The 26,148-nt window shown below is 70.5% G+C and carries 17 protein-coding genes, 2 pseudogenes and 1 CRISPR repeat array; of the genes and pseudogenes, 8 read left to right on the top strand and 11 right to left on the bottom strand.

Annotated features, from left to right (window positions below):
- Positions 1–503: 503 nt before the first annotated feature.
- From ACWGR4_RS34160 to ACWGR4_RS34185, 6 genes are all read right to left on the bottom strand, one after another.
- The gene (locus tag ACWGR4_RS34160; protein ID WP_380003988.1) at positions 504–1,274 is read right to left on the bottom strand and encodes an SDR family NAD(P)-dependent oxidoreductase; all 771 of its coding nucleotides are present in this window, start codon (positions 1,272–1,274) and stop codon (positions 504–506) included.
- A gap of 493 nt (positions 1,275–1,767) precedes the next feature.
- A complete protein-coding gene (locus tag ACWGR4_RS34165) occupies positions 1,768–2,178 on the bottom strand; it encodes a hypothetical protein (protein ID WP_452133939.1) in 411 nt (136 codons plus the stop codon).
- 1,056 nt (positions 2,179–3,234) lie between these two features.
- On the bottom strand, positions 3,235–5,994 hold the full coding sequence (locus ACWGR4_RS34170; protein WP_452134292.1) for a hypothetical protein: 2,760 nt from the start codon (positions 5,992–5,994) through the stop codon (positions 3,235–3,237).
- Between the two features lie 542 nt (positions 5,995–6,536).
- Positions 6,537–7,343 (bottom strand): hypothetical protein, encoded by an 807-nt coding sequence (locus ACWGR4_RS34175; RefSeq protein WP_380003992.1) that lies wholly within the window; start codon positions 7,341–7,343, stop codon positions 6,537–6,539.
- Positions 7,343–8,104, bottom strand: coding sequence for a ParA family protein (locus tag ACWGR4_RS34180; RefSeq protein ID WP_452131063.1), 762 nt, complete (start codon positions 8,102–8,104; stop codon positions 7,343–7,345). The genes ACWGR4_RS34175 and ACWGR4_RS34180 overlap by 1 nt, the downstream gene beginning before the upstream one ends.
- A gap of 330 nt (positions 8,105–8,434) precedes the next feature.
- On the bottom strand, positions 8,435–9,538 hold the full coding sequence (locus ACWGR4_RS34185) for an alpha/beta hydrolase (RefSeq protein WP_452131062.1): 1,104 nt from the start codon (positions 9,536–9,538) through the stop codon (positions 8,435–8,437).
- 523 nt (positions 9,539–10,061) lie between these two features.
- Positions 10,062–10,456: a CRISPR direct-repeat array (repeat unit 29 nt; unit sequence CGGTTCACCTCCGCCTGCGCGGAGACTTC).
- A gap of 1,907 nt (positions 10,457–12,363) precedes the next feature.
- On the opposite strand from ACWGR4_RS34185, the pseudogene ACWGR4_RS34190 reads away from it, so the two are divergent.
- Together ACWGR4_RS34190 and ACWGR4_RS34195 are read left to right on the top strand one after the other, a co-directional pair.
- Positions 12,364–12,567: pseudogene (locus tag ACWGR4_RS34190) on the top strand (flavodoxin-dependent (E)-4-hydroxy-3-methylbut-2-enyl-diphosphate synthase); the annotation flags it as partial.
- Between the two features lie 196 nt (positions 12,568–12,763).
- Positions 12,764–13,390 carry a DUF7691 family protein gene (locus ACWGR4_RS34195; protein WP_452131061.1) on the top strand — a complete coding sequence of 209 codons (627 nt, stop codon included), beginning with the start codon at positions 12,764–12,766 and terminating at the stop codon, positions 13,388–13,390.
- Between the two features lie 94 nt (positions 13,391–13,484).
- On the opposite strand, the pseudogene ACWGR4_RS34200 reads toward ACWGR4_RS34195, so the two are convergent.
- The 3 genes and pseudogenes from ACWGR4_RS34200 to ACWGR4_RS34210 form a co-directional block, all read right to left on the bottom strand.
- Positions 13,485–14,308: pseudogene (locus ACWGR4_RS34200) on the bottom strand (IS5 family transposase); the annotation flags it as partial.
- 43 nt (positions 14,309–14,351) lie between these two features.
- Positions 14,352–15,074, bottom strand: coding sequence for a VOC family protein (locus ACWGR4_RS34205; RefSeq protein ID WP_452131060.1), 723 nt, complete (start codon positions 15,072–15,074; stop codon positions 14,352–14,354).
- 86 nt (positions 15,075–15,160) lie between these two features.
- Positions 15,161–15,469, bottom strand: coding sequence for a hypothetical protein (locus ACWGR4_RS34210; RefSeq protein ID WP_452131059.1), 309 nt, complete (start codon positions 15,467–15,469; stop codon positions 15,161–15,163).
- 104 nt (positions 15,470–15,573) lie between these two features.
- Here ACWGR4_RS34210 and ACWGR4_RS34215 point away from each other — a divergent pair, with 104 nt between their 5' ends.
- The 3 genes from ACWGR4_RS34215 (at position 15,574) to ACWGR4_RS34225 (ending at position 18,711) form a co-directional block, all read left to right on the top strand.
- Complete coding sequence (locus ACWGR4_RS34215; RefSeq protein WP_452131058.1) at positions 15,574–16,146, top strand: TetR/AcrR family transcriptional regulator; 573 nt, start codon at positions 15,574–15,576, stop codon at positions 16,144–16,146.
- A 116-nt stretch (positions 16,147–16,262) separates the two neighbouring features.
- Positions 16,263–17,405 carry an ABC transporter substrate-binding protein gene (locus tag ACWGR4_RS34220; RefSeq protein WP_452131057.1) on the top strand — a complete coding sequence of 381 codons (1,143 nt, stop codon included), beginning with the start codon at positions 16,263–16,265 and terminating at the stop codon, positions 17,403–17,405.
- Between the two features lie 883 nt (positions 17,406–18,288).
- Positions 18,289–18,711, top strand: a complete 423-nt coding sequence (locus ACWGR4_RS34225; protein WP_452131056.1) for a hypothetical protein — start codon at positions 18,289–18,291, stop codon at positions 18,709–18,711.
- A 397-nt stretch (positions 18,712–19,108) separates the two neighbouring features.
- Here ACWGR4_RS34225 and ACWGR4_RS34230 read toward each other — a convergent pair whose 3' ends face one another.
- Both ACWGR4_RS34230 and ACWGR4_RS34235 read right to left on the bottom strand, forming a co-directional pair.
- Positions 19,109–19,939, bottom strand: a complete 831-nt coding sequence (locus tag ACWGR4_RS34230; RefSeq protein ID WP_452131065.1) for an SDR family oxidoreductase — start codon at positions 19,937–19,939, stop codon at positions 19,109–19,111.
- 1,094 nt (positions 19,940–21,033) lie between these two features.
- Entirely contained in the window at positions 21,034–21,501 is a 468-nt protein-coding gene (locus tag ACWGR4_RS34235) for a TetR family transcriptional regulator (protein ID WP_452131055.1), read from the bottom strand.
- A 260-nt stretch (positions 21,502–21,761) separates the two neighbouring features.
- Between ACWGR4_RS34235 and ACWGR4_RS34240 the strand changes: the two genes are divergently transcribed.
- From ACWGR4_RS34240 to ACWGR4_RS34250, 3 genes are all read left to right on the top strand, one after another.
- Positions 21,762–23,474 carry an NAD(P)-dependent oxidoreductase gene (locus ACWGR4_RS34240; RefSeq protein WP_452131054.1) on the top strand — a complete coding sequence of 571 codons (1,713 nt, stop codon included), beginning with the start codon at positions 21,762–21,764 and terminating at the stop codon, positions 23,472–23,474.
- An 85-nt stretch (positions 23,475–23,559) separates the two neighbouring features.
- On the top strand, positions 23,560–23,916 hold the full coding sequence (locus tag ACWGR4_RS34245) for a cupin domain-containing protein (protein ID WP_380004008.1): 357 nt from the start codon (positions 23,560–23,562) through the stop codon (positions 23,914–23,916).
- A 277-nt stretch (positions 23,917–24,193) separates the two neighbouring features.
- Positions 24,194–25,717 (top strand): hypothetical protein, encoded by a 1,524-nt coding sequence (locus ACWGR4_RS34250; protein ID WP_452131053.1) that lies wholly within the window; start codon positions 24,194–24,196, stop codon positions 25,715–25,717.
- The last annotated feature ends 431 nt before the right edge of the window (positions 25,718–26,148 follow it).

Here is a 26,148-nt window from a genome sequence, read left to right on the forward strand (position 1 = left end):
GGTCGCTGCAAGCGCGGCAATACTTCGCCGCCGCCGTCGAGGAGCCCGACTTCATCCGCACCGCCGCACGACACGACGACCGTCCCGGGGTCGAGACGGCCCTGCCCGAGGACACGTCGGAGCGGATGCCCACCGCGCTGCTCCGGGGCGAGCCGGACATCGCACTGGTCGGCGTGGTGGATCCGGAGCCTCCGGCCGGGCGACGTTCCGGATCGTGGTCGACGAACCCCTGGTTGCGACGATGGCTCCGGGGGACACGTTGCCGACGCCGGGACGGACCACCCTCCACCCGCTCCCGGGACGCGCTCCGGGATCGGGGTGATGCCGTCCGGTGTCGAGTCGCATCAAGTCGTGTCGTATCACGTCGTATCGTCTTGAGTCGCCCGATGCCGAGTCGAACCGTCCTGCGTCGTCCCGCGTCGTCCCGTGTCGTCCCGCGTCGTCCCGTGTCCCCCTTGTCACCCCCGTGTCCCCCCTTGTCACCCCCGCGTCGTCTCGCCGGCTCAGCCGGCGGTCAGGCCGCTGTCGTTGTGCAGGATCGCGCCGTGTACGTTCCGGGCCTCCTCGGAGGCGACGTACGAGAACATCGCCGCGATGTCCTCCGGCTGCGCCATCGGGCGCGGCGTCATGGCGCGGCCGACCAGGTCCCAGTCCACGTCCGCGGGCATCTGGTAGTTGGCCACCAGGTTGGTGTCGATACCGCCCGGCGCGATCGCGTTCACCCGCAGCGGCTGCTTGGCGAACTCCCAGGCCAGCGACCGGGTCAGCTGGACCACGGCGCCCTTGCTCATGGTGTAGACGACGCCGTACGCCAGGCCCATCACACCGGCGTTGGACGCGATGTTGACCACGTTGCCGGACCGTTCGAGCAGGTGTGGGATGGCCGCCTGGCACATGAAGAAGTAGCCGTCGATGTTGACGCCCATCATCCGCCGGTAGTCCGCCTCGGTGACCTCCAGCACGTGCTCGGCCCGCGCGATGCCGGCCACGTTGCCCAGCACGTCGATCCCACCGAACTCCGCCACGGCCGCCGCCACCGCGGCGAAACACTCGTCCCGTACCGCCACGTCGGTGACCCGAGTGGCCACCTTGCCCGCAAGCCCGACCGCCGCCTCGGCGGTCTCGGCCAACGACGCCGCCGCGATGTCCAGCGCGAACACGTTGGCCCCCTCCGCCGCCAACCGCAACGTGGTGGCCCGCCCGACCCCCGACCCGGCTCCGGTGACCACCGCGGTCTTACCGTCGAACCGGCCGGACACATGGGCTATCGACATGCGTTCACTCCATCGGACGAGGATTCGGAAGACGGATCGAGAGGGCACGACAACGCACCCACGACCAGAGGTGACGGATCGTGCCACAGCCAAGTTGGGGAAACCAGACCCACTTCCCCACCCGTCACCGACAACCGACCGGCGGTGTGACGGCATGCGCCGCCGCACGAAAAGCAGCAACGGTGGATGCGAACGTCCGCCCCGTCATCGAAGCCCGGTAGCCAAACGGCGGCCCGCGGCCACACCTGCCTGTACGAACCGCAGGACTTCGCGAACGGCGCGGCCCCGTCGGCCGAGTGCCCTCCCTACCGAAGCGATGGACACCCGACCGCGCCGAGGCCCGCCCCTCGGGACCGAACTCCACCGCTGCTCACTCGCCGGGGCTCCCACCTTCGCAACCGGGCGGGACGCGGCCTCGTGCGGGCACGGGGCGGCAAGCAGGCCCGTAACCGCCCAACGCGAAAGTCCCCCACGCCACGGTCCTCCGCGCGCGTCATCCGGATGCCCCGCTGAGCACGATCGTCGCGGAGGAACGATCCAAGTAGGCACCCGCCCCGTTGTACGACCACCGGCCATGTTCGGGTACGAGCGAACGCAAGGCGCTCGGCATCTCCTCCATCGGCGGCCCGGCGCTCGCCTGCCACTGCCCCCACCCTTTTGCGGCGACGGTATCCGCGAGATGAACGACGCCGTAGTAGCCCCAGTCGTGCGGCCCGGGCACCGTCACACGCGCCGTATCGGGCGTACCCATGGCCCGGACGCACCACTTGGCGGAGGTCACGGAGCCCAACTGCGGGAACACCGCCAACAGGTCGGCCGTGACGGAACTCGTCGGTTCACAGCGGTGCGCCGCCTTTTCGTCCTTGTCGTCACCGTCTCCGAGGCCGCACGCGCCGACCAGCATTCCGGCCGCCACCGTGAGCCCCACGACGACCCTTCGCGCCGTATTCGTCATCCGGCCTCGTCCATGCGCTCGTCCCCCGACCTCGGCACCGAACCGACACCCGAGTCTGGCATCGAGACCACGGTCGATACATCCGACCTGGTGCGTAGTTCGTGCGCGCCACCCGGCTCATCACCCGCAGACCCGGCCCGTACGAACTGCCCGGCCGCCCCGACCACGTCAACACCCACGCGTCGGGCCACTCACGGTGACTACCGCACCGGCCCGGCCCGCGCACACCGACCGGGAGCCGACCGCCACGCAACAGAACCTTCCAGACTGCCCTCTCCAGGCGCGTCAGCGCCCACGACTCGGGCTGCCCCCGGGATCGACGCGCGCAGCGCGGAGAGCGGCGGAGCCGCAAAGCTTGGGTCGGGTGGCCCGGAGCGAAGCGGAGGGACACCCGACCCCGAGCAAGGGGCTGCTGTTCTGCGGAGGAACGAAGCGGGGGAGCAGAAAAGCGGTCCCTCGCGAGCCGGCGCGAAGCGCCCAACAAGGAGCAACGCCGCGAACACGACTCCGGGCACTCCGAGCCGCCCTACTTACCCTTCAGGCCCCCGCGACCACAGCGCCCGATTCCGGCAGCCGCCCGCTCCCCACGCGCCTCGGGCCCATCCCACGACAACGCGCGACCCTGGCAGGCCGCCCTGCTCCGCAACGACCCGGACCCACCCCACAACGCGCACCGGTGGCAAGCCGCCCCGCTCCGCCGAGACGCAGGCCCTGCCCCACAGCAACGTCCAACCCCAGCAGGCCACCCGGCTCAGGGCTCGCCCCACAGCGCGCCACCCTGGTGAGCCCCCATCCCGACGACTCGGGCATCACCGTGCCTGGCAAGCCACCCCCTTCACCGCCACCCAAGCCTCGCCCCACAACGCGCGACCCTGGCAAGCCACTCCGCTCCGCTGGGCATCAGGCGCCGATCACCGCGACAAACGCGCACCGCTCCGCGCCTCGAGGTAGGGCCTCGGCGAACGGCCGACAACGGACCGTCATCACCTCGACGTTGGATGCGTGTCAGATGCCGGCGTCGCTGAGTTCGGGGTCGTCGGCGTGGTTGCGGCGGGCGTCGAGTTCGTCCTGGGCCAGGCCGAGGAGGCGTTGGCCGGTTCGGCTGCTGACGCCGAGGCGGCGGCCGACCTCGGCGCCGGTGACGTCGGCTTCGGCGGCGAGGAGGGCGACCAGTCCGAGGATCCGGGGGTCGCGACGTGCGGCGCTGGTGAGCGGGGTGCCGTCGACGGCGTGGCCCTGGCGCGGGAAGTCGTATCCGGGCGTCGCCTCGACGGCGGGGGACGCCGTGTCCGAGGTCGCGGCGTCGGCGTCGGCGCCGGCAACGGCGCTCCCGCGCTTGGCCCCCGCGCCCTCGATTGCTCGTTGCTCGGGGATCGTGCTCGGCGACGGCGCGTCGGCCGGGGGTACGTCCGACACCGTCGGCCGCGTCACGGCCCGGCGGCGCGCGGTGTCGGCCTCGGCGTTCCGGGCCACGTCTGCGCGAGTCGACCCACGGCGCGCGTCGGAACGCGGGGCCGGGCCGTCGGCGCGCCGTCCCCGATCCGCGCCCGCGTCGCCGTCGTGGGGAGCATGCGCCTCACCCGGTGACCCGGCCGCGGCCCGGTGACGCAAATCCGTGACGTCGGCCGCGATGGCGGCCGACGTATGGTGATGCGAGTCGCCCTCGGCAGGCGCCCGCGAAGCCCCCCGTGCCCCGGCGCCCTTGGTGGCGCCGACCGGCCCCGGGTCCGACGACACGACACCCTCGTCCCGGCCACCGTCCGCCGAGTCCGGCCACGCGACCGTCACGTCCCGCCGCCCGCCGGCGCCCGAGCGGCCTCGGCGAACTTCCGTACCCTCCGGCCAATCCGCCGCCACGTGGCGCCGCCCCCCGACACCGCCGGGCGCCACGGCAACGACACCGGCATCGACCGCACCGGACACCGACACCTGACCACCCGTCTCCTCCGGCCACACCGACCCGGCCACGCCATCGGCCGGCCGCCGGCGAGTGTCCGACTCGCCATGCGGCGTACCGGACACCCCGTGGCGGCCGGCCGCCTCCGTCGGCCATCCGGTCACCACATCGCGACGCGTATCGGCCGCACCGGACACGGGGCCACCGGACACGACGTCACCCGGCACCGCACCACCCGCCACGGCGACATCCCCCACCGGCCACTCGGCCCTCGGGGCATCGCGCACCGCCGAGTCGTCGGGGTCGGCCGACTGCCGGCGGATGTCCGACGAGGTCGCTCGGCCGGCGGGCGCGTCATGGCCGATGCCCCCGCCCTCGGCACCCGGCGCCACGACATCGGCGACGTCCATCGGCCGCCGGCGCATGTCCGCAGCGGCCACCCGACCGGCGGACACCTCATCGGACACCGCGACACCGGACAGAGGCATCCGGCCATCCATCTCCCCCGGCCGACCCGCCGACCGTCCGTGGATGTCCGAGGCGGCCGACCCGCCCGCAGGCACTTCGCGAGGTGCATGCGCGACGCCTCGCGACGTCACGCCAAGCGCGTCCGAGCCACCCGCGACACCGGACACAGGCACGCCCGTCGATGCGCCGGCGTCCGGGTGTCCGGTGTCCGACGCGGCGTACATCCCGCCCTCCGAACGCAGCCGGCCCGGGCCCGTCACCGCCCCGAAGCGCCCCCGATCGTCGCCTACCTCGTGACGAAAGGGCCCGCCTGCGGACACCACCGCCGATCCGTGGCCGAGATCGTCGTGTCGGCCGTCACCGTTCGGCGCCGCGGCGCCCGCGCCCGCGTCCGTGTCACCCACACGCGGCCGTGGCATCCTCGGCGTCGGCGCGGCTTCACCCACTCTCGGGTCGGCGGCCCCCGGCGCAGGCCACGTCATCGTGGCCAAGCGGCCGACGTCGACCAGGACTCGGAGCTGGGGAAGCACTGCGGCCTCCACCTCCGCGTCGGCCAACCGCACCCGGGACGCGGTGCGTTGGGCAAAGGCCTCGGCGCGGCGATACCGGCGGTCGATCCCGCGTACCGACCGCGCCGACGCCCCACCCGTCCCGGCACGCCCGTCCCTGGCCTCCGTGGCCTGGCGCAGCCGGTACAGCGCTCGCGCGGCACGCCGCTCCCGGACCCGCTCGGTCGCGTCGGCCGCGCCGAGGTGTTCGTCGCTCGCCAGTTCCGCCAGAACCAGGACCCGCTCGATCGGGTGCAACCAGCGGATCCAGCCCACCCGACGGTCGGCCCGCGCGGTCCGGGCGTGGCGCTCCTCGGCCAGGCCCAACTCCCACAACACCGCCGCGATCGGCGCCCAGATGCCCAACGCGAACATCTCCCCGAGGCCGGCCCCCTCACTGGCCGACATCGACGCCGACAACAGCGCCAGTACCCACACCAACGCCCCGGACAGCCCCGCCGCCGCGCCCCGCGAGGCCCGCCGCCGAGCCCGCAACGCGCAGACCACCGCGGCGAAGTCCAATGCGACGAAGGGCAGATACGCCCACGGCCCGGTCAGGCCCATGACGTCCCGACCGAACTTGCCCAGCTGCGCCGCCGACAGGCCCGCCGCAGCGGCCGCGACGCCCGCCGTCAGCAGGTCCTCGACCCGCCGGCCGCGTCGATCCCGGGTCGCGGCCCGGTCGCTCTCCAGCGCCTTCCGGGCCTCTTCGGGCAACGCGGCGACCCTGGCCCGCTCGGCGACGGCCCGGCGGCGTGCCCGTTCGATCAGGACGGCCGACGCGAGCACGACGAGGGCTCCGGCCAGGTAGGGCCAGTCCCGGGACCAGTCCCAGCGCGCGAGGTCCAGCATCTGTACGACAACTCCTTCGTCCCGCGCGAGGCACGGGTCCGATTCGGGAAGTGCTCGTGTCCGTGGGTGATACGACCGCAGGAAAGGGCCCGAATCACCGGCGGATGATCCGATCGAAGGTCGACGCAACGTGCGATTCGGCTACCGAACCAAGCCCGTTCCCGGGGCGATCCGATCAGACGCCACAGACATCCCGACCGCCGCAACGCTCCGGACACAGGAACTCCGGCCACGCAGGAAGCACGTATCGTCCGGGCCGCCCACAGCGGCCCAACCGCAGCCGACCGAATCCCAGCGAGTCCAAACGAGTCCAGCCAAAGCAAAGCAAGCCCAACGACGGCCAACCGAATCCCGGCGAGTCCAAGCGAACCCAACCGAGTCCAATTGGACTCACCAAAGCACCGCCGCCGGCAGCCACCACCCAACAACCATCACCGGGCAGCCCACTGCCACTGCCCGGCAACCACGCGGCAGCCAAACGTCAGCCGTCAGCCGTCAGCCGTCAGCCGTCAACGCCAACGACCCACCGCCAACCACCCGCCCTACGCGCTCAAGGCATCCTCATCCGCGCCCCGCCCGCCCCGCGACCCGTCGCCGACGTCCCCATCCGCCTCCGCAAGCTCCCGTCGAGCCTGCGCAACCTGCCGCTCCAATTCGTCGAGGTACGCCACCGCCGCCGCGCGATCCTGCCGGGCGAGCGTGCTCAGCCAGCGGCGCGGGATGGTGTCCGCGGCCTTGGCCGTGTAGTCGACCACCCGCTCGCCCTCGGGCTCCGCGGGTTCGATGCCGAGCGAATCGAGATAGCGCCGCACCTGCTCCACCGCGGCGGCGGGCGAAAAGGCATCCCCGATGGCGGCGACCGCACCCCGCAGCACCGACGCGGTCAGCGGCACGAACTCGGCCTCCGCGACGGTGCGATACACCGTCACCGCGGCCTCGTTCCCGTACCGCCCCGCCAGCGGGACCAGTTCGCGCACCTGGGCCTCGTTCACCGCCTTGAGTCCAATTGGACTCAACGCCTCGGCGATCGGCCACGCCTGGATCAGCCGGTCCGCATACCTACGCTGCATGTCCCAGCGATCGAGGCAGTACTCCTCGAAGCTCTCGTAACGCGTGCGGTACAACCGCGCGTCGCGAACGATCTGGAGCGCCTTGCCCGCCGCCCAGAACGCAACCCGCAACGTCTCGATCGCCGCCTCACACGCGGCCAGTTGCCGCTGCTCGTCGTCGATCAGCACCGGGCTGTCCGACAACGGCCGGAACGGCGTGGGCAGTTCCTTGGCCATGTCGGCGGCGGTACGCAGCCGACGCGGCTCGGCGGCCGTCCGGGGGGTACGCTGCCGGCCCATCAGAGCGCCTGCTCGATCGCGAGGGCGAGCTTGTAGAAGTCCTCTCGGGCACGCAACGCGGTACCGCTCTCCTTGTATTGGGTGACCACAAGCCCGCCCTCCGCCGCATGAGCGTGGATCTTGTACTTGCGAATCGGTTCCCGCGCCCGCGGATATCCGCGTTCGTCTATCCACGCCTCGACCCGCGCCCGGTCGGTCTCGCCGTCGCGCGGGTCCCACAGGTTGACCACCGCGATGTACGGGATCCCGCGCGGCTTGAGCACCCGCTCGATCGTGTACTCGCTGGGCGACCAGCTCATGAACTCCGGCGTGATCGGTACCACCGCCAGGTCCGCCACTTCGAGCATGTCGCGCAGCGCGTCCGCCGCCGCGCCGTGGCCCAGCGGGTCGGTGGCGAGTTCGGCCTCGGGGTCGGTATCCATGAAGCCGGGGCTGTCGACCACGATCCGGGCAACGCTCGGGTCGGCCTTCAACTCGGCCAGCATGCCGGGCTTGCCCTTGGTGGACATGTAGTCGAACGGCAGCAGTTCCTCGGGAACCCGGTCCGCCCAGTCCTCCATCGACCCCTGGGGGTCGATCCCGCACGCAACCACGGGCGCGTCGGCATCCGGATCGATCGGCCCGGTGGGGGTGAAGTTCTGACCCTGAACAGCGGCCAGATTCACCGCGATCGTGCTCTTGCCGACACCACCCTTGCGGTTGATGACGACCACGACTCTGGCTTTCGACGGCGGCGCCGCCGCCCGGCGGGCAGGGCTCATCTGGGACCTCCGTTGGCTTCCCCATAACGGGTACTCGGACATCACCCAGCATGCCAGACCCCCACGGAGCAACCCCCATTCGGGACGAACGACACTCCGCAAGCCCGAACAAACCAGCCATACCCCCACCGGAGCCCCAGTCAGAACCCGGACGCCCGCGCCACCCAAAGCCCGAACCGGCGCAACCTCCCACATCAGCCCGATCGATGGTGCGGAGCAACCACAACCCCAAACCACCAAGACCAACCAATCGCCGCCGTAGCCCCCACCACGCTCACGCCCTCACGTCCCTCACGCCCTCCCTCCCACCCACCCGCTCTCCCGCCCTCCTCAGCCCAACAAAAAATCCGCCACGTCCGCAAAAAACCGACCACCGGCCGCATCCGCCGCCGGCGAAACAAGCTCCATGGTCAAAAACCCATGAACCATCCCGAGTTCACGCCGATGCCGAACCCGAACCCCAGCACCACGCAGGCGATCCGCGTACTCATCCCCCTCATCCCGCAGCGGATCATGCTCGGCGGTAACAACCACCGCCGGCGGCAACCCGGCCAGATCGGCGGCAAAAAGCGGACTGACCCCCGGATCGGCACGCCGAACAGGATCGGGCACAAGGTTCTCAACTCCCCACGCCACGGCATCCGTCGTCAGCCCCCAACCGGTCGCCTTCTCCCGCGTACTCGGCCGAGACAACGTCAAATCGGTATTGGGAAACGCAAGAAACTGCGAAGCCGGCATCGGCCCACCCGCATCACGCATCCGCAAACACACAAGCGCAGCCAAGTGCCCGCCGGAACTGTCCCCCGCAATCGCCGGCATCCCAACCGCACCGCACAACTCACCCGCATGCTCCGCAGCCCACCGAAACGCCGCAACAGCATCATCGATCCCGGCAGGCCAGGGATGTTCGGGCGCCAACCGATAGTCAACAGCCAACACAGCAACCCGCGCGGCAACAGCAAGCCGCCGACACAGCCGATCATGCGACTCCAGACCACCGATGCTCCACATCCCGCCATGCAAATAAACCACCAGCGGAACCGCATCAAGAGTCGGCCGATAAAGCCGACCCCGAACAGAAGCCACCCCCTCGGCGCAGCCCGCAAAACCCTCAGCCGAACCCAACCCACCCCCAGCCACATCGCCAGAAGCCCCAACCCCCGTGGAAGCAACCAACGATGCATCACCCGCCACCACATCAACGCCAGTCAACCCACCCAGCGCCACCCCACTCACACTCCGGCGGCCAACCTCAACATCCCGAACCTCAGCAAGCCCAGGCCCGCCCACCCGCCCGGCAACCCGCACCGCCTGCCGCCGCCGAACCTCAACCACACCCAATTCCCGAACCGAGGGCCCACAACCAAGCCGCTCCGCATCCACATAGGCAGCAAGCTCAACATCGGCCAACCCACCAAAATCCCCATCACCCATAACCCCAACCCTGCCGGCCAACCCCCAACACCACCCAGCCAACGGCCCCCAACTACGCGAAAACCGCGGGACATCAGTAACACCCCTATCCCGGCGATCAGTCCACCGCTGTCTACGCGAAGGCTCAGCCGTAATCCTCTCCAAACCTTGCCAACATCCGGTTCACCCCCACTCACATGGAGACTTCGGCCGCGCCGATGCACCCGTTTGGTGCCGTCAGCAATTCACCTCCGCCCACACAGAGACTTCGCGTCCCGATCGCGCCGACCGACGAAGAAGAACAATTCACCTCCGCCTGCACGGAGACTCCAGGCCGGTGACGAGCGGGGACCAGCGAACCATCGGTTCACCTCCGCCTGCGCGGAGACTTCGGCCCCGTGGCGGCGGCAGCGGCCATGTACGGCGGTTCACCTCCGTCTGCGCGGAGACATCATCCAGGCAGCCATTTCTCTGACCCGAGCGTCCGATTCACCTCCGCCTGCGCGGACGTCGGCGCAGACCAGTGCTCCGCCGTCCCAGAGGTCGGTTCACCTCCGCCTGCGGAGAGACTTCACGAAGACATGGTGGATGAGGACGTGGCCGAGCGGTTCACCTCCGCCTGCGCGGAGACTTCATCGTGTGTGACGGCCGCAATCCGTGGGAGGTCGGTTCACCTCCGCCTGCGCGGAGACTTCTCGACCCGGCCGCCCCGCCCGGAAACGACCTTCGGTTCACCTCCGCCTGCGCGGAGACTTCGACACCCGCGATCCGCTCGCGCCGTACGTCGCCGGTTCACCTCCGCCTGCGCGGAGACTTCGAGGATCAACGGCTGGTTCATGGCGTGCCTCGCGGTTCACCTCCGCCTGCGCGGAGACTTCTCGAACGGCGCGACGGTTCCGAGACGCCCGGCCGGTTCACCTCCGCCTGCGCGGAGACTTCCGTTGCTGACCTGCATGTTTCTGCAGCCGTTATTGTTTCGTGACAGAAATGGCTTAGTTGCGGCAAGGCTCCTTCCTCATTCCAGTCTGTGTCCACTGGATCAATCGGGGACTGTCCCACTGTCACCGAGGGCGGCCGTATATACGGCGCTGCTAACCGGAACTCAAGGGCGCGCCGGGTTGAAGATCCCACGCAGACCGTACAACGCAGCCATGGGCCACTCTGGACGTTCGTGGAGGCTTCGTGCGGTTGCGTGTCACGGACGTGAACGGGCACGGGTCGCGTTGAGGGTGTCAGGACGTCCTCGGTTCCGGTGGTTCTGTTTGGTCCGCACGGCTTACTCCTGCTTGCTCCACCACCCACACTCATCCCATCTACGCTCGCCGATCCGCGTTCGCCTCTGCTCGTATCTCTTGGCCCGTGGCCCGTCGCAGTGTTCGGCGTCCGCGACCAGCTGATGGCATGTTCGGCTCGGCTGGCTTCAGGGCGGGGCTGTGGTGGAGGCGGAGGCTCGTCGGGGTCAGGGTTTCCGGTAGGTGGTGGAGTTCGGGGATTTTGTCGAGGTGTTGTATGCCGAGTGGCTTGATGTGGTTGCGTGGACTGTTACCAAACTTGTTGCTTGGCTTAGGCCGTGGTCCGTGATCGTGTACGTGACCTGGCGTTCGGGGCGGGATGCGGCCGGCCCCTTACCCGGCGCGTTCACCGGGATCGCGGATACGTCGCCGCCCAGGTGGATTCTGGTCAGGGGTGTGGTGGGGCCGGGTGTACGCGTGGGTGAACCGCCGTGTGGGCGATGGGCGGCGCGGCCGGCGGCTCGGCCAGGCGCAGTTGTATGGCGTGCCGCTGGGCCACGTTGGCCCGCCGCAACCCGGCCCGCCCCCGATCCACCACGGCCGCCGATCGGACCACCTCGCGGATCGGTCCGCCCAGGGCCAAGCCTCCTGCGGCGGCGGCACCTTGGGGGCGGCTCCGGTGACGGCGGCTCGGCCACCCAGGCTCGGTGGCGCCGGCCACCGGCACGTCGAGCAATGCGGTCGGGATCGTGTGCTTGGTCGCGAAGGTGAAGTAGAGCGTCTGTACGGGGACCCTGCCTCGGCCGCGACGGCAGCCATCGTGGTGGCCGCGTAGCCGCGCGGGGTGAACGGTTCGTGCCTGGCCGCCAACATCCGGGTCCGGGTGGCGGTGGCCTCGGCGGCTCGGATACCGGGTGGCGGGGATGCCTTCGAGGTCGTCATGTGCGTATTCGCGTCCGCTGGTCGGCCGTTGGAGTTTCGCTGTGGGAAGGCTTCAGGGAAGTGGCACCGTCGAGGTGATTCGGCTGTGTCGGCGAGGCGCGGGATCGGCGCCGCCGGCGCTCGGGGTGTCCGCCGGGGCGCATTCCATCGCGCCGTGGTCGGTATCCGCACCACCCGGCGTGCGGGCGTGATCATCGGTGCGTCACCGGGGCTGGGTTCACGCCTTATGGATCGTGTGATGGTCGGAAACTTCGATAAATACGTCATTGCGGGCGCGAGGTGGGGCGGGGCGAGCCGGGCCGGATGGGGCAGGTCCAGACCGGATCGGATCGAGCCGCACCGGGCCCGACCGGCCCACCGGTACTCCGGCCGACCCGCGTCCCGGCGTCGCCACGACACGGCGCCGACCAGCACGGCACGGCGTGGCACGGCACAACGTGGCAAGCCGCACCACACGGCGCCGCGACTCGCCCCCGGCGTACCGCACTTCGAACCCGGGAGGGACATGCACCTACCTTCAGCACTCGGCCGGCCACCAGGGACCACGCCTCGATTGGCCGCCGTACCGGCCGTCGGGCGAGGCTGCGGCGAATCCCACCTCGGCCGACGCGTCGCGCACAGCGGTGCCACGCGACCGGGAGGGGCGCACCCAGTCGCACAGGAGGCACCCGCATGACCGCCATCGACCTCGGCCGCGTCCCGGTCGGCGACGGCGCGCCGATCAGCGTGCAGACAATGACCACCACCTCGACCGCCGACGTCGACGTCGACGTCGACGCCACACTCCGGCAGATCGCCGAGGTGACCGCCGCCGGATGCGACATCGTTCGCGTCGCGGTGCCGTCCCGCGACGACGCGGACGCGCTGCCCGCGATCACCGGCACCCCGGCCAGGTGGCCACGCCCAAGACGGCGAAGGCAGGCACCTGAGCACCGCCGAAGCCTACGGACGAACGCGGCACGTTCGCATCGCACACCCACGGCGTGGCCCCACGAGTGCGCCATGCCCCGACGGACGACGTGACGGGCGACGCGACGGACGCCGTGACGGTCGGCGTTGGCACAATGGCGGCGTGGCCGAACAGTATGTGTCCGCTTTCGCAATCGAGGCCGCCGTGATCTTCGGCTTGGTTGGCTCGAACGACGAGGTCGCGGTGCAGAAGACCCTGGAAACGTTCGAGGATCTGAACACCGGGAACCGGCTGCTTCGTGCCACCGACCCCGACGAAGTCGAAACGGCGCTGCGCGAGATCGTCGACGGCCGTCTCGATCCGGGGCGTGCGGGCGGTTATGGGTGGCTTCTGGAACTCCTCGGCCCGACCTTCGGCACACCGCTGGGATCGGTGGTCCTGCCGGGACATGGCTGGGATCGCCTCGAAGGCGTCTTCCGTGGCTGGGACTTGACCACCCTCGCCGATGTGTGGGCGCATCCTTGGACGTTCCCGTCGGGATCCTGCATGGCCCCGGACCCGGATCCATGGCCGTTCCCCATGTTCGCGTCGAAGACCGAGTCGGAGCGGATCCACCTCGAACTCGCGGCCTTCGACACCGACAGGATCCACACCGACAACGACCTCTTCCCGGACGAGGACGACGCCCACGATGTCGAGTGGCTGCTCGCCGACAACCTCCCCGAGTGGGTACGCGGCGCCCGCTCCCGGGACCTGGGAATGCTCCTGATTCGCGACGGCGGCAAGTAGCCGGCTCGAAAGCCCTCGTCGCCCCCGCTGCGCCACCCCGGTACGGGAGTTGACCGGGGCCGTGATTCCTACGGCGTCCTTGGAGGCCCTGACAAAGGCGTTTCACGTGGCGGTGGGCGATGAGGAAGACGGCGATGGCGAGAAGAGCTTCGCGGATGTCGTCGCATCGTTCCCGACGGATGCGAAGGCGACGAAAGCCGTGCAGCCACGAAATGGTGCACTCCATGACCCAACGCACGCTTCCGAGGCCGGATCCGCGGAGTTGCCCCCGCCGGGCGATCATGAGTTTGGTACCCCTCGCCCACACAAGGCGGCGGTATTTGTCGTGGCCGTAACCCCGATCGCCGTACAGGGAGTCGGGCCGGACCGATGGCGAGGCCGACGCGCCCACGGACGTGGGGCACCGTGGCGAGCAGGGGCAGAACCTGCATGACGTCGTTGCGATTTCCGCCGGTCAAGGACACCGCGAGTGGGATGCCCCACCCCTCGACCAGAACATGGTGCCTACTGCCCGGTCGTGCGCGATCGACCGGATTCGGACCGCTTGCGGGCCCCTTCGGGCGGCCCGGACGTGACTGGTGTCGATCACGGCCGCGACCAGTCGAGCCGTTTCGCCGCATGCAGCCTCGCGAGCAGGATCGCATGCAGCCGATCCCACACCCCGGCCTCGTTCCCTCGTTCCAGGCCGCGAGACGACGCCAACACGTCATCCCCGACCCGAAACCCAACTCCTGCGGCAGAAACTCCCAGGATCCCGGTGTGCAGCACGAACAGAATCCCGCACAACGCCCGCCGATCAGGCACACGAGGCCGAGGCCGACCCGGCACCGCCTTCGGCGCCGGATCGGGCAGCAACGGCTGGATCAGAAACCACAGTTCGCCCGAAACCGCCCACGGACGAGACTCACCTCCACGCACACCACACACAACGATCGACAAGCAGATAGTCACACCACACTCATCATTTGTTAGGACCTCCAAGGCCGAACAAAGCGCCGGTGGGATCGCGCAAGACCACATCTCCGTCGGGCTCCCGGCGAACCACGGTCGCACCTAGCCGTCGGGCCTGCTCCGCGCCGCCATCATGGCTGTCGCCGGCGAAACGGACCAGCCACAGTGATCGCTGCGCCGTTGCCTTCCCCGGCGGCGGCCCGGTGGCGGCGATGAAGTCGTCCGGCAACCGGAACCCGGAGTGCTCAGGGTCGAAGTTCCAGTCCAGGGCCGGTCGGTAGAAGGCCGCGGCGTGCGCGGTGTGGTCGGTGAGCAGGCTGATGCCCGCGAAAGTGCCTGGTTCGCGGGCCAGTTGCATGCCGTCATGAGTGCCGGGCTGCCACAGTGACACTGGTGCGCCGACGGTATCGAGCGTGACGGCGGCGTAGCCGAGCGTCCCGACCGGCGTGGGTGTCACGACGATTCGGGCACCCAGGTTGGCAAAGCGGGTGGCGACGGCTTGGATGTCCGACACGGTGACGTTGATCGTCCAGTAGGGCGCGCCGGCATCCTCGGCCGGCCCCAAGGCGGCGACGAGACGTCCGCGCAGTGTGCAGAGCCTGTAACCGCCGGAGTCCGGTGGGGCGACGTGCCAACCGAACAGCGCGGTATAGAACGCCGCCGTCGTCTCCATGTCGGGGGTACCGAGGTCGATCCAGCTCACGCTGTTCTCGGGGTGCCGCGTGATGTCCATCGAGATGCCTCTCCCTTGGCGCCGCCGCCCGGCAGTGGAAGCAAAGCAGTGTCCGAAGCCGACTCGGCGGCGACCTGCCTGCGGCGTCAGGCGTAATACGGCGAGCGCATGTCGACACTGGCGTCTTCGACGACGTCGCCGTCGAACAGTCGTGTCGTTGCCGCGGCTCCGGCTCGACGGGCCTCTTCGGCGAACGGGCCCTGAGCGAAGGCCAGGGCGTCCTCGGCGCTGTCGAACTCATAGAAGCCTCCGACCGTGTGCGTACCGATGCCGGACAGCCACGTCTTGCGGATCAGGCCCGGCGTGGTCTTCAGCGCCGCGTTGATCGAGTGCCAGTCGAACTGCTCGAACGGCACTGCCGCCTGGATCTCGGTGTAGAGAAATGTCCTGCCCATCACGAACCTCCAATTGTGGGGAGCCGCCCCACCCATACGACTAGTACGTGCGTACTAGTGAGTGAACATGCACTAGGATGGGCGTACTAGTCAAGGGGGTCGCGATGGCCGCAGACACGAAGTCCCGCATGATCGGCGCAGCGATCGCACTGCTGCAGCGCCACGGCTTGGCCGCGATGTCCTTCACCGACGTCCTGGCCGAGAGCGGGGCAGCGCGCGGGGCGATCTATCACCATTTCCCGGGCGGCAAACAGCAACTCGCGCTTGAAGCCGCCCGCCGCAACGCGGAGGACGTCCGCGGTCACCTGCACGAACTGCCGGCCACCACGCCACGCGAAGTCGTGGAGGCGTTCCTCGGCAACGTCCGCCCCGTGGTACAGGCGTCCGCCGAAGGCGGCGGCTGCGCAGTCGCGGCCGTCACCATCGACGGCGGTGCGGCCATTGCCGACCAGGGCAGCCTGCGCACTGTCGCGGCCGAAGGATTCGCCGGCTGGATCGGCGAGCTCACCGAAAAACTCACCCACGCCGGAATGAGTCCATCCAAGGCAACCGACCTGGCCACCCTCTTGATCGTCACACTCGAAGGCGCCCACATCCTCTGTCGCGCAGCGGGTGACATCGCGCCGTTCGACAGCGCCGCCGCGGCCCTTCTCTCCGCCCTCCCGAGCCCGGCTTGACCCGACGCCGAAACAAAAAGCCACCCACCACCCTGATCCACACAGCCAGCCCCCCAGGCAAGCAACGTACGGCCGGCAGAACCCCGCTCCACGGCTCCCCCTACACTCCCGTGTCCATGAACGCGACCGACGGTCTCGAGCCCATCCAGGAACCGGCCGACACAACCAACGGCGGTCGCCCGACCGGCGGATCACCCATCCGGATCGGCGCTCTCGTCCCGCTGAGCCCGCCAGGCTGGGTCGAGGCCGGGCAGCACTTGCTCACCGGGCTCGAACTGGCCGTTCGCGACGTCAACGACGACGGCGGGATCAACGGAAGGCCCCTCGAACTCGCGATCCGAAACACCGCCGCCGATCCGCAAACGGCCGCGGCGGCCATGGACGAATTGGCCGCCCTGGGCGTGGCCGCCGTTGCCGGGGAGTATCACAGCGTCGTCGCCCGAGCCGCCGCCATCAGGGCCGATGCCCTCGAACTGCCGTTCCTCTGCTCGTCGGCGGTCCTCGACGCGCTCACCGATCGGCCGACCGAATGGGTCGCGCGGCTCGCCCCGGCGCAGTCCCACGGCTGGCGCGTCTACGCGGACTTCCTCCTCGCGGCAGGCCACAGTCGAATCGCCCTGGCAGCCCAACCGAGTGTCTACTGGGCATCCGGGACGGCCATCCTGCGGGACCACCTCACTGCCCGCGGCGCCACCGTCATGGAACTCGACATGCGCGCGCTCACCCCCACGGACGTGTGCGAAGCACTCGTCGACCATCGCGCGACAGCCCTCCTGCTTCTGGTCGGCCACCCGGAACCGGCAGTGTCGATCGTCAAGTCCGTCCGCCGCGACCAGCGCCTCGCCGAGGTCGTGATCGGCGCTCCGGCCGGGCAACCGGAGTTCGCCGAGTGGGCCTCGCTACTGGGCAACGACGGCGCATCGATCGCGTTCCTGCGCTACCTGCCCGAGCACCTGAGCCCACTCGGCGCGAGGGTCGAGGCGGATCTCCGCCGACAGCTGGGCAAGGCGCCGTCCTTCGTCGCCTTCGAGGGCTACGACACGATCGCCGTACTCGCCGACATTCTGCGCTCCCACGGCACCGACCGGCCGCGCATCGCCGAGTCCTGGCGGCGCGTCGCGGTCGAAGGCACCCGTGGCCAAATCCGGTTCTCCCGCACTCCCGGCATCAGCGTGTGGCAATGGGCATGGCCACCAACCCAGGTCGTCGATCGAAACCCGGCCGAACCCAACCGCTTCCGAATCCTTCACACCGCCTGAACAAACCCGAAGGCCCAACAGTCCGGACCGACCCCTCCGAATCCGAACCGAACTCGACACCGCCTTACCGGGATTACTCCCTGCCCGTACTCTCCCCCGAGCCAGATCCTTTGTCGGACCCGCGCGTGGGGATGTTCCTGCGGCCCATGCCTCAACGCCGCCGCGGACGACGTCGGCCCCGCGAACGTGGAGAGGCTCCGCTTCGTAGGTATCCGCCACGTACCGCAACGCGTCGCGGCTGCGAGCGCGGGAATGGGCGCACGGCGCTCGTGCGGCAGGTGGCCCCGTGAGCGCGGGGTGTGGGTGGCCGGCGCTGGGTGCACGTATCCACCTCAGCGGCGGGTCCATGTCGAAGGGAACGCCTCGAAGACGGTGTGTGTGCGAACCGCGTTGTCGTTGAACTCGGTTCGCGGCGCGGGATGCTTGCGCCGGCGTCGAGGGCGGAGTCGGGCCGATCGTTGTGATCTGCGGTGGGCCCGGATCGGTCGCCCGTCGGAGCTCCGACGCGGCCGGCGGCTGAACTACCGTTGTGTCGCGGAAGATCCGCCTCACTGGAGGCGCCGCATGGGTAGCAAGATGCAACCGAGTGAAAACCCTGTTCCCGGCTGGTAAAACCCCAGGTCGTCCAGTGTCGGCCTCGCGAGCGCGGGGATGTTCCGAAGGCACCAGTCGTGGTGCCGAAGGTCTCGGCGTCGGTCCCGCCGGCGCGGGATGATTCATCGCCTCGTGCGCCCGCAGCAGCGAGCGTCGGCGCCGCGGAGGCGGGATGTCTTCGGTTCGTCGGTGCGTGTTGTGGAAGTCTTGGGGGATGTCGGTGTTGCGGGAACATCCTTCGGGTTCGGTCGTGTTGCTGGGGTTCTGGGTGACGCCGGAGGATGATTCGTTGCCGGATCCCGCCGATCTCGTCGACACGGAATGGGACGTGTCCGAACGGGCGTGGGTCGCGGACTACCTCGATCACGGGCAGGTCGCCGCGTCGTGGATGGGCGCCTCCAGGTGCAGGCTGTGCTCGCGTCCCAACGGATCCCGGGACCTGTCCGACGGCTCCTATCTGTGGCCCGAGGGCCTGTCCCACTACGTCCTCGACCACGCCGTCAGACTTCCCGCCGAATTTTTCGAGCACATCGAACAACGGCTTCAAGCTCTCGACGACCTGCAGAGGGACGGCACATGGTGGCGACGGGCCCACTCCACGCCCACCGGAGCGGTCCGCCCCACCGAACACGCGCAAGTCCCAGCGAACCAGGGGAGGAAACGGCGAACGAGCGGCGGGATGCAACCGAACGATCCCGCCACCCACGCGTAGAAGTTCGAGTCGCCCGGCACCGGCCCCGCACGGGTGGAGGTGAACCGGCGGGCGGGCCCGGGAGGCGGCCCGGGAGGCCACCAGGGTCTATGAAGTCCCCACGCAGGTGGGGGGCGTGAACCGACGACCTTGTGGAGCGGGCCGGCGTCGCTCGGGAAGTCCCCGCGCGGGTGGGGGTGAACCGAACTGGCCCTGATCCTGGGGTGCTCCCCCGTGGGTGGGGGAGCTGAGACACGGCTGCGCTGCGCCATGTGAACCCCGGAAGTCTCTACGCACTGGTGTGGGTGCGACGAGGCGCGAGGGTGGGATGGCGGGATGGCGGGATGGCGGGAAGAGGTCGGTTGGTTGGTTGGTTGGCTGTCTTGGTGGGGGGTTTGTGTGAGGGCTTGTGGGGTGGTTACGGGTGGGTTGTGAGGAACTGGTAGACGCCTCGTAGGTGGGTTTGGAGGGTTGCTTGGGTCGATTGGCTGTTGAGGCGGACGTCGAGGGGGCCCGGGAGGGTGGTGGCGGCTCGGCGGCCTGTGGGGAGGCGGGTGGGGTCGAGGTTGTCGCGTTTGGCGATCAGGGTGCCGAGTTCGTGGCGGCTTATCGCCTCGGGGCCGGCCAGGTGGTGGATGCCGGAGCGGTTGCCGTGTGCGAGTTCCAGGAGGGCGGCGGCCAGGTCGGTGACGTGGATCGGGCAGCGGATGTCGTCGGTGAACAGGACGCCTGTTCGAGTACCGGCTGCGAGGTCGTGCACCGCGCGTACGTGTTCCGACCGCCGGTCTCCGATGATCAGCGAGGTGCGGGCGATGACGGCGTTCGGGTTCACGAGACGGATACCCGTCTCCGCCGCGGCTTTCGCCGCGCCGTAGGGGGTGAGCGGGTCGGGGAGACAGGACTCGTCGTAGTGCACGCGGGCGCCGGAGAACACCGCGTCGCTGGATACGTGAACCAGGCGGCTGCCGCATTTTACCGTGGCCATCGCCAAGCGGATCGGGCCCTCAGCCGTGATTGGCCAATCGGGTCCCCCGCTCGTTGCGTTGATGACGACGCGCGGTTGTACCTCCGCCATGAGCGCTTCGATGCGGGCGGGGTCTCGCAGGTCGAGGGCGTGCCACGGCACTTTTGGGGTGTTGCCGGGCCGGGTGGAGAAGGTTGCAGCCGTCGCATGTTCTGACGATGCCGCCGCCTGACGGACCAATTCGGTACCCAGGAACCCGCTACCGCCGATGATCAGGACTGTCATGACGCGACACGGTAGACGTGCATGCAGCGAAAGAGCGGCTGCTCGGTGCGGGTGGGGGAACTCGTGCGCTGGGAGGGGGATCGCGGTCGCGATTTTCTGAAGATGGACCGCGACGATGGCGGGGGCGGGGCGGGCGTTCGGGCAGGGTGACCATGGCCGTGGACGGGAGGCGGTGGTGTCCGGGTCGCGATTGGCGACGATGGTACGGACGCTCGTGGTCCCGCCGGGCGGCGCGGCATCGGGGTGTCGTCCGACCACTTCCAGGTCGGAGTTCGAGGGCTTGTGCACCCCGCCGGGGACGCTTCACCCGCCCGAAGGGCGGACGTCGGGCCGGCCGGCGCTGCTCTCGCGGTGAGGACTACGCCAAGCGCGGAGGCCACGCCCGAGGGCGGAGTTCACCGCCTGGTGCACCTTCCGGGGAGTCCCGCCGTACGTGCGTTCGAGCGTTGCGCCGCGCGGCGATCGGGGCGGCCGTTTCCTGTGGCCGCTCCAGTGGTGAGGGCGCGATGTGTGTGAGGTCGCGTGGTTGGCGAGGTGGTCCACGACGTGCTCGGCTATCCGCGCGGGGCGAGGGCTGCTGCTGGGTCGGTGTGGTGGTGGCTGCCGTGGGTTCTCGTTGCGCTGGTCGCCGCCGCGCGTCTGGTTGGGGCGCTGGGGCGTTGACGCTCGGGGTGAAACGCCGCGAGTGGTAGGCGTGGTTGATTGCTCTGCCCGATGCCGAGCCGCGTGCTCGACCGCGCGGGCGTCTCGCGGGCGAGGCGGTCACGGGCATGCTCGTGCGGCATCCGGTCGAGGGTGGGCAGGCGTACGCGGACCTGCGGGCGGCGGGCCGTCGGCGGGCGTTTGGTCGTTGCGTGATCCGCCTGCCGGCCGGGTCGCGCTGCTGTTGCGGCTGCCGGATCACGATCCCGGGGGCGCGCCGCCGAAAGTTCGACGAAGCGGGCCCCTTCCTCCGACCGGTCACTCCGACAACGACTCCGGCCCCGACCCTGCCCCCGGTCCCAGCCCCGCCGGCGCGAACCGCACCGTGTGCGCCGTGTGTTGCCGTGCGACCGGGGCGCCCGCGCGCAGGTGGTTGTGCAGGGTTGCCGGCGTCAGCCGGTACACCGCGAGTGTGTCGGCCTCCACGTCGCCGACCGTCGCCGCCTCCTCGCCCCCGCCGGCGCCTCGCGCAGGGGCCGGATCATCGCCTCCACCGACTCCCGTTGCTCGGCCGGGAACAGCTCGGCCAACCGGTGCTGATGGTCCATGAACGGACGGGTACGCGCCGCCGCCACCGGATCGCCGGCCTGCGCCGGCACGCCCTCGATCCAGACCACCACCTTGCCCGCGACGTCGTCGGCCGCCGACATCCGGTGGTCCAGATACGCGGCCATCCGCCGGCGCCCGTCGTCGAGCAGCGCGACGAGCGGTTCGTCCTTGGACCGGAAGTGCCGACAGAACGCCTGGTTCGACAACCCCGACTCGCGCAGGATGTCGCGCATCGTGGGATCGAGGCTGCCGGTGCGCTCGACCACCCGATAGGTCGCGTCGACCAGCCGACGCACCTCCTGCGCGTACACCGCCCACCGCGCCTCCAGCGGACGGCGGACCGCCTTTGGCCGCCACCAACCCGCGGGAATCCACCGCCGGTTCGATCCCGTCCATCGGCGGCACCCCATCTTCGATCCCCGAGGGGGGCCCACAGAGCCCACAGAGCCCAGAGATCTTCGAAATCCCCGACGCTCTTGTCTGTCAAAACGCCGCATCCTACGATCCGGAACAACGTTCTCATGCCTGCGGTCACTGTTCCATCGGCCACCCCGACCCGAAGGGGCACCGCATGCAACGCGAGGTTCCACCGACCGGGATCGGCGGGCGGGGCATCCAACTCGCCACCGCACCGCCGGCCGCGGCGGCGGTGGTCGAGGCCCGGCACGCGCTGTACTTCGGGGCGTACGGCGGCATGATGCGCGGCGGCAACTCCGACATCACGCTCGTCCTGGGCGACGCCCCCGTACAGAGTCCGCCGACGATCGGCTCGGCCTGGTCGGCCCGGGTGCTGCACCCCGCGCACGCGGCCGGCGTGTACGCGCGGTTGCGCAACGACGGTCTGCTCGTACTCGACACCAGCCGGTGCGATCCGGGCGCAACGCCCACCGTCGGCCGCCTGGTGCCCGTGCCCGCCTCGGAATCGGCCACGAGTACCGGCAACCCGGCGGCGGTGACGATGATCGCGCTCGGCGCATACGTGACCGCCACCGCCATGGCCGGCCCGGACACCCTCCTGGCGACGACCCCGACGTACTGCCCGTACCGGCAACACCACGCCGAGGGCATCCGCGCCGCGCTGCGGATGGGACACCACGCCGGACCGGCAACTCGCGAACACGCACGCCGCGACGCACACCCTCGGCGTATCGAAGGACACCACACGCACATCGGGCCCGCACGCCGCCCCGGAAGGAACCTCCGCATGGCCGACCTGAACCCCTCGGCGCCCATCGTGGTCGGCATCATGTACCCCCCGGCCTGGGACATCCGCCCCGCACACGCGCTCGCCGCCGACCTGGACGCCGTGCGCGCGCTCGATCCGCGCATCGAGATCGTGGACTGCCGCTATCTCGAACCCGAGAACCTGCGCACCGCCCGCGGCCGACCGGGCGCCGCGAGCCGGCCCGAACTACGGTCGCTTGCCCCGGAGTTGACCGCCGAGCAACGGGCCCTCCTGGCCCGGGTCGAGATCGCCCTGGTTGCCGATCTGCCGTTCGACGTGGCGGCGCTGGCGCCGAACCTGCGCTGGGTACAGAGCTGCGCGGCGGGCAACGGCCAACTGCTCTCGGCGGGCCTGCCCACCGAGCGCATCCGGCTGACCACCGCCGCCGGGGTCAACGGTGCGCCGATCGCGGAGTTCGTACTCGCCCGGCTGCTCGCCTTCGTCAAACGCCACCGCGACCTGGACGCGGCGCAGCGGGCCCGGCGGTGGCGGCCGGCGTTCGGCGGGCTCCTCCAGGGCCGCACTCTCGGCCTGATCGGCGTGGGCGGGATCGGTACCCAAATCGCCCGCCGAGCACAGGCGTTCGGGATGCGGGTGCACGCGACGCGGCGTCGGGTGGAGTTGCCCGCCGAGCATGTGGATCGGCTCTACCACCCGGACGACCTGCACGAGATGTTGGCCGGCTGCGACGCGGTGGTATCGGCGGCGCCGGAGACGGCGGACACGGTGGGCACGATGAACGCCGCCGCGTTCGCCGCGATGCGCGAGGGCGCGTTCTACTGCAACGTCGGGCGGGGTTCGTTCGTGGTCGAAGCGGACCTGATCGCGGCGTTGCGCGGCGGCCGGCTCGGCGGCGCGGCGCTGGACGTGGTCGCCCACGAGCCGCTGCCGGCCGACGATCCGTTGTGGACGGCGCCGAACCTGTACCTGTCCGCGCACTGCTCCAGCGCGGCCCTCGAACACTTCACCGAGGTGTTCCGCTTGTTCCGGGACAACCTCGGCCGCTATCTGGCGGGCGAAGAACTGCGCAACACGATCGACCCGGACGCGGGCTGCTGAACACGCGGCACGCGGCACGCGGCACGCGGCGACACCGGAACCCGCACCCACGGCGGGAAACCCCATCGACCCGAGGACGGATCAAATGAGCGAGGAAACCGTGCCCGACACGCACGAGTCGGCCACCGAACGCACACTCGGCGGCATCGGCACCCGGATCCTGTTCGAGGACGACCGGGTCCGGATCTGGGAGCTGGAACTGTCCCCCGGCGCCCGCAGCGATGTACACCGCCACGAACTCGACTACTACCTGGTCCAGATCGCGGGCGATCGCATCGCGGTCGAGCCCGAGCCGGACAGCGCGGGCGAGTATCGCGAATACTTCGCCGCCGACGTGGTCCCCGGCGTGGTCGTGCCGATGCGGCGCGGCGGGGTGGAGACCGCGGTCAACGTCGGCGAGCAGCGCTATCACGAGATCATCGTCGAACTGAAGGATCGGTAGGCCGTCCGCGATTACGGCTCGACCGAGGCGGGCATCGTGGCCGCGCTCGTCGGCGCCGACGGCGCCGACGGCGCCCGAAAAACCGGAGCGACCGAAGACGACCCGTCAACGGGCGGCCGTGGCAGGCGAATCGGGTGTTCCGGCTGTTCGGGGTGGCAATCGGGGCGGGGGCGGTCGCGGAGTTCTCGGATTGTTTGCGGGGTGTTCGGTTAGTCCTTTCGGGTGTTGGGCTCGAATGGGGCTTCGGGCCCGGGCTCGGTGCGGTAGACAAGGGGGCATGCCTCTGAAGACGCGTGCCGCCAGGGTCGGCTCGATGGATGTGAATCGTATGGCCCCGGTGGAGTTGCGGGTGTTCGCCCTGTTCGCCGCGGCATCCGCGGCCGGCCAGACCGTCACCATCCGCGAGGTGGCCGGACTGGCCGGGCCCAACGGGCGCACGATCGGCTCGCGCAGTGCGATGAGCATCGCCGGCGATCTGGTCGACAGCGGTCTGCTCGCCCTGTCCCCGCCGTTGGCCTCGGTCGGGCTCGACGGGCCGATCGAGGTGTCCGTGGCCGGCCGGAGCACGACGGAGGGCGCCGCCAAACCGGTGCTGCCGCGCCCGATGTCGCCGACCATGCCGGAGCTGCGCGAGCCGGTCGGGCCCGGGGCCGTGCCGGAACAGGCCCGCGGCGCGCGGCCCGTGCCGGAGCCTCGGCTGTCGAAGGAGGCCCGCCGGCCGCGTGAGCAGAAGGGCGCCAGGGACGGCGAGCAGACCGGGCTGCGGCGTTTCGGCGTGTTGACCGTGCCGCCGGGGCTGCCGGACGCGCTGCTCGCCGAACTGACCTCGATCGTCGAGGGTTTCCGGGCGCATCAGGCCTCCGGGGTGGCCGATCTGACGGTGGTCGCCGAGTTGACCAAGCGCAAGGCCGCCGCGCTCGCGGTGTGGGCCGAGGTGCCGTATCCGCTGGGCACGGGGCTGGTCCGGGCCGAGGCGGAGCGGGCCCGCCGGGCGCACGAGACGACGTTGCAGCAGTTGGCCCAGCAGCGGGGCATCCCGTGGGAGAGCGCCCGCCCCGGCGCGGAGCCCGGTGGGCACTGGGCGGTGAGCGGACTGGGCGAGCCGGTGCGCGGCGCGCTGACGTACATCGGCCGCACCGCCCCCGGCACCTCGCCCGTGGCCCGACTGCTCGCGCTGGTCTGCCTGTTGCGTGGGGTGGGCACCGGCGTCGCCAACCTGACCGGTCCCGATCTGCGCGGCGTGTGCGGCAAGGAGGCGGAGTCGGCGGTCGGCGAGTTGACCGCGTCCGGCTGGCTCAGCGTCGACGTCGAGGACCTGCTGGCCACCGAGGAGGACCCGGTCGGCTGCGGCGTCCCCGGCGCGGAGGGTTTCACACTGGGCAAGCTGCCCCGGACCCGCTCGTCGGGCTGGGTGGCCCGGCTGATCGCGCACAAGAAGCTCCGCAAACAACCGGCGCGGGTACGGCTGGCCGCACTCGGCATCACCTCGCACTGCGACGCGCACGGTGCGGCCCGGGCCGACCTCGACTTCCTCGCCGGCCTCACCGCGAGTACCCCGGAGGAGGCGGTGGCGGCGGCCGAGGTGCTGGTGGCCGAGGGCTGGCTGACCGAGGCCCACGTCGAGGAGGGCACGCTGCACGCCCAACTCGGCCCGGATCAGCTGATCTTCGTCGAGGCCCTGCGCACGAACACCCCGGTACAGACCCTCCAGGCGGCGGCGAAGGCGGCAGCCGCCGCAGCGGCGGAGGCGGAGTCCGCGCCGCAGGAACAGCCCACGCCCCCGGCCGAACCGACGACCTGAGCAACCGACCAGCATCACACACGCGACCACCGCCCGTTCCACGTCCGGGCCGGGGTCCGGGTAAGCCGCGCAAGCCCGACGCGGCTCGTCCGGAATCACCCGGGCCCGGACGGCGGTGAGCCCATCGACCACCACGCTCAACACGGCCCGCGCCGCCGTCCGCACCACCACGCCCCGGGCGACCATGTCCCGGACCGGCGCCCCGGCGGTCACGCCGCAGGCACTGCCAAGCCATCGGCCCGGGCATCCCCGCCCGCTCACGCACCGCCACCCGGGCCCGGACGGCGGTGAGCCCATCGAGCACCACGCCCGACACGGCCCGCGCCGCCGTCCGCACCACCACGTCCCGGCCCGACGCCCTGGCGGCCCCGCCACAGGCACTCCCGAGCCACCGGCCAACGCCCCAGGTATCCCCGCCCGCCCGCGCACCA

Source organism: Embleya sp. NPDC055664, assembly GCF_053618075.1.

Coding starts and splice junctions, on each gene's coding strand:
- ACWGR4_RS34215 (WP_452131058.1), top strand. CDS start 15,574: ATGGCCGCAGACACGAAGTCCCGCATGATCGGCGCAGCGATCGCACTG.
- ACWGR4_RS34160 (WP_380003988.1), bottom strand. CDS start 1,274: ATGTCGATAGCCCATGTGTCCGGCCGGTTCGACGGTAAGACCGCGGTG.
- ACWGR4_RS34240 (WP_452131054.1), top strand. CDS start 21,762: ATGCAACGCGAGGTTCCACCGACCGGGATCGGCGGGCGGGGCATCCAA.
- ACWGR4_RS34180 (WP_452131063.1), bottom strand. CDS start 8,104: ATGAGCCCTGCCCGCCGGGCGGCGGCGCCGCCGTCGAAAGCCAGAGTC.
- ACWGR4_RS34175 (WP_380003992.1), bottom strand. CDS start 7,343: ATGGGCCGGCAGCGTACCCCCCGGACGGCCGCCGAGCCGCGTCGGCTG.
- ACWGR4_RS34250 (WP_452131053.1), top strand. CDS start 24,194: ATGCCTCTGAAGACGCGTGCCGCCAGGGTCGGCTCGATGGATGTGAAT.
- ACWGR4_RS34165 (WP_452133939.1), bottom strand. CDS start 2,178: ATGCTGGTCGGCGCGTGCGGCCTCGGAGACGGTGACGACAAGGACGAA.
- ACWGR4_RS34205 (WP_452131060.1), bottom strand. CDS start 15,074: ATGGACATCACGCGGCACCCCGAGAACAGCGTGAGCTGGATCGACCTC.
- ACWGR4_RS34220 (WP_452131057.1), top strand. CDS start 16,263: ATGAACGCGACCGACGGTCTCGAGCCCATCCAGGAACCGGCCGACACA.
- ACWGR4_RS34185 (WP_452131062.1), bottom strand. CDS start 9,538: ATGGGTGATGGGGATTTTGGTGGGTTGGCCGATGTTGAGCTTGCTGCC.
- ACWGR4_RS34210 (WP_452131059.1), bottom strand. CDS start 15,469: ATGGGCAGGACATTTCTCTACACCGAGATCCAGGCGGCAGTGCCGTTC.
- ACWGR4_RS34170 (WP_452134292.1), bottom strand. CDS start 5,994: ATGCTGGACCTCGCGCGCTGGGACTGGTCCCGGGACTGGCCCTACCTG.
- ACWGR4_RS34230 (WP_452131065.1), bottom strand. CDS start 19,939: ATGACAGTCCTGATCATCGGCGGTAGCGGGTTCCTGGGTACCGAATTG.
- ACWGR4_RS34245 (WP_380004008.1), top strand. CDS start 23,560: ATGAGCGAGGAAACCGTGCCCGACACGCACGAGTCGGCCACCGAACGC.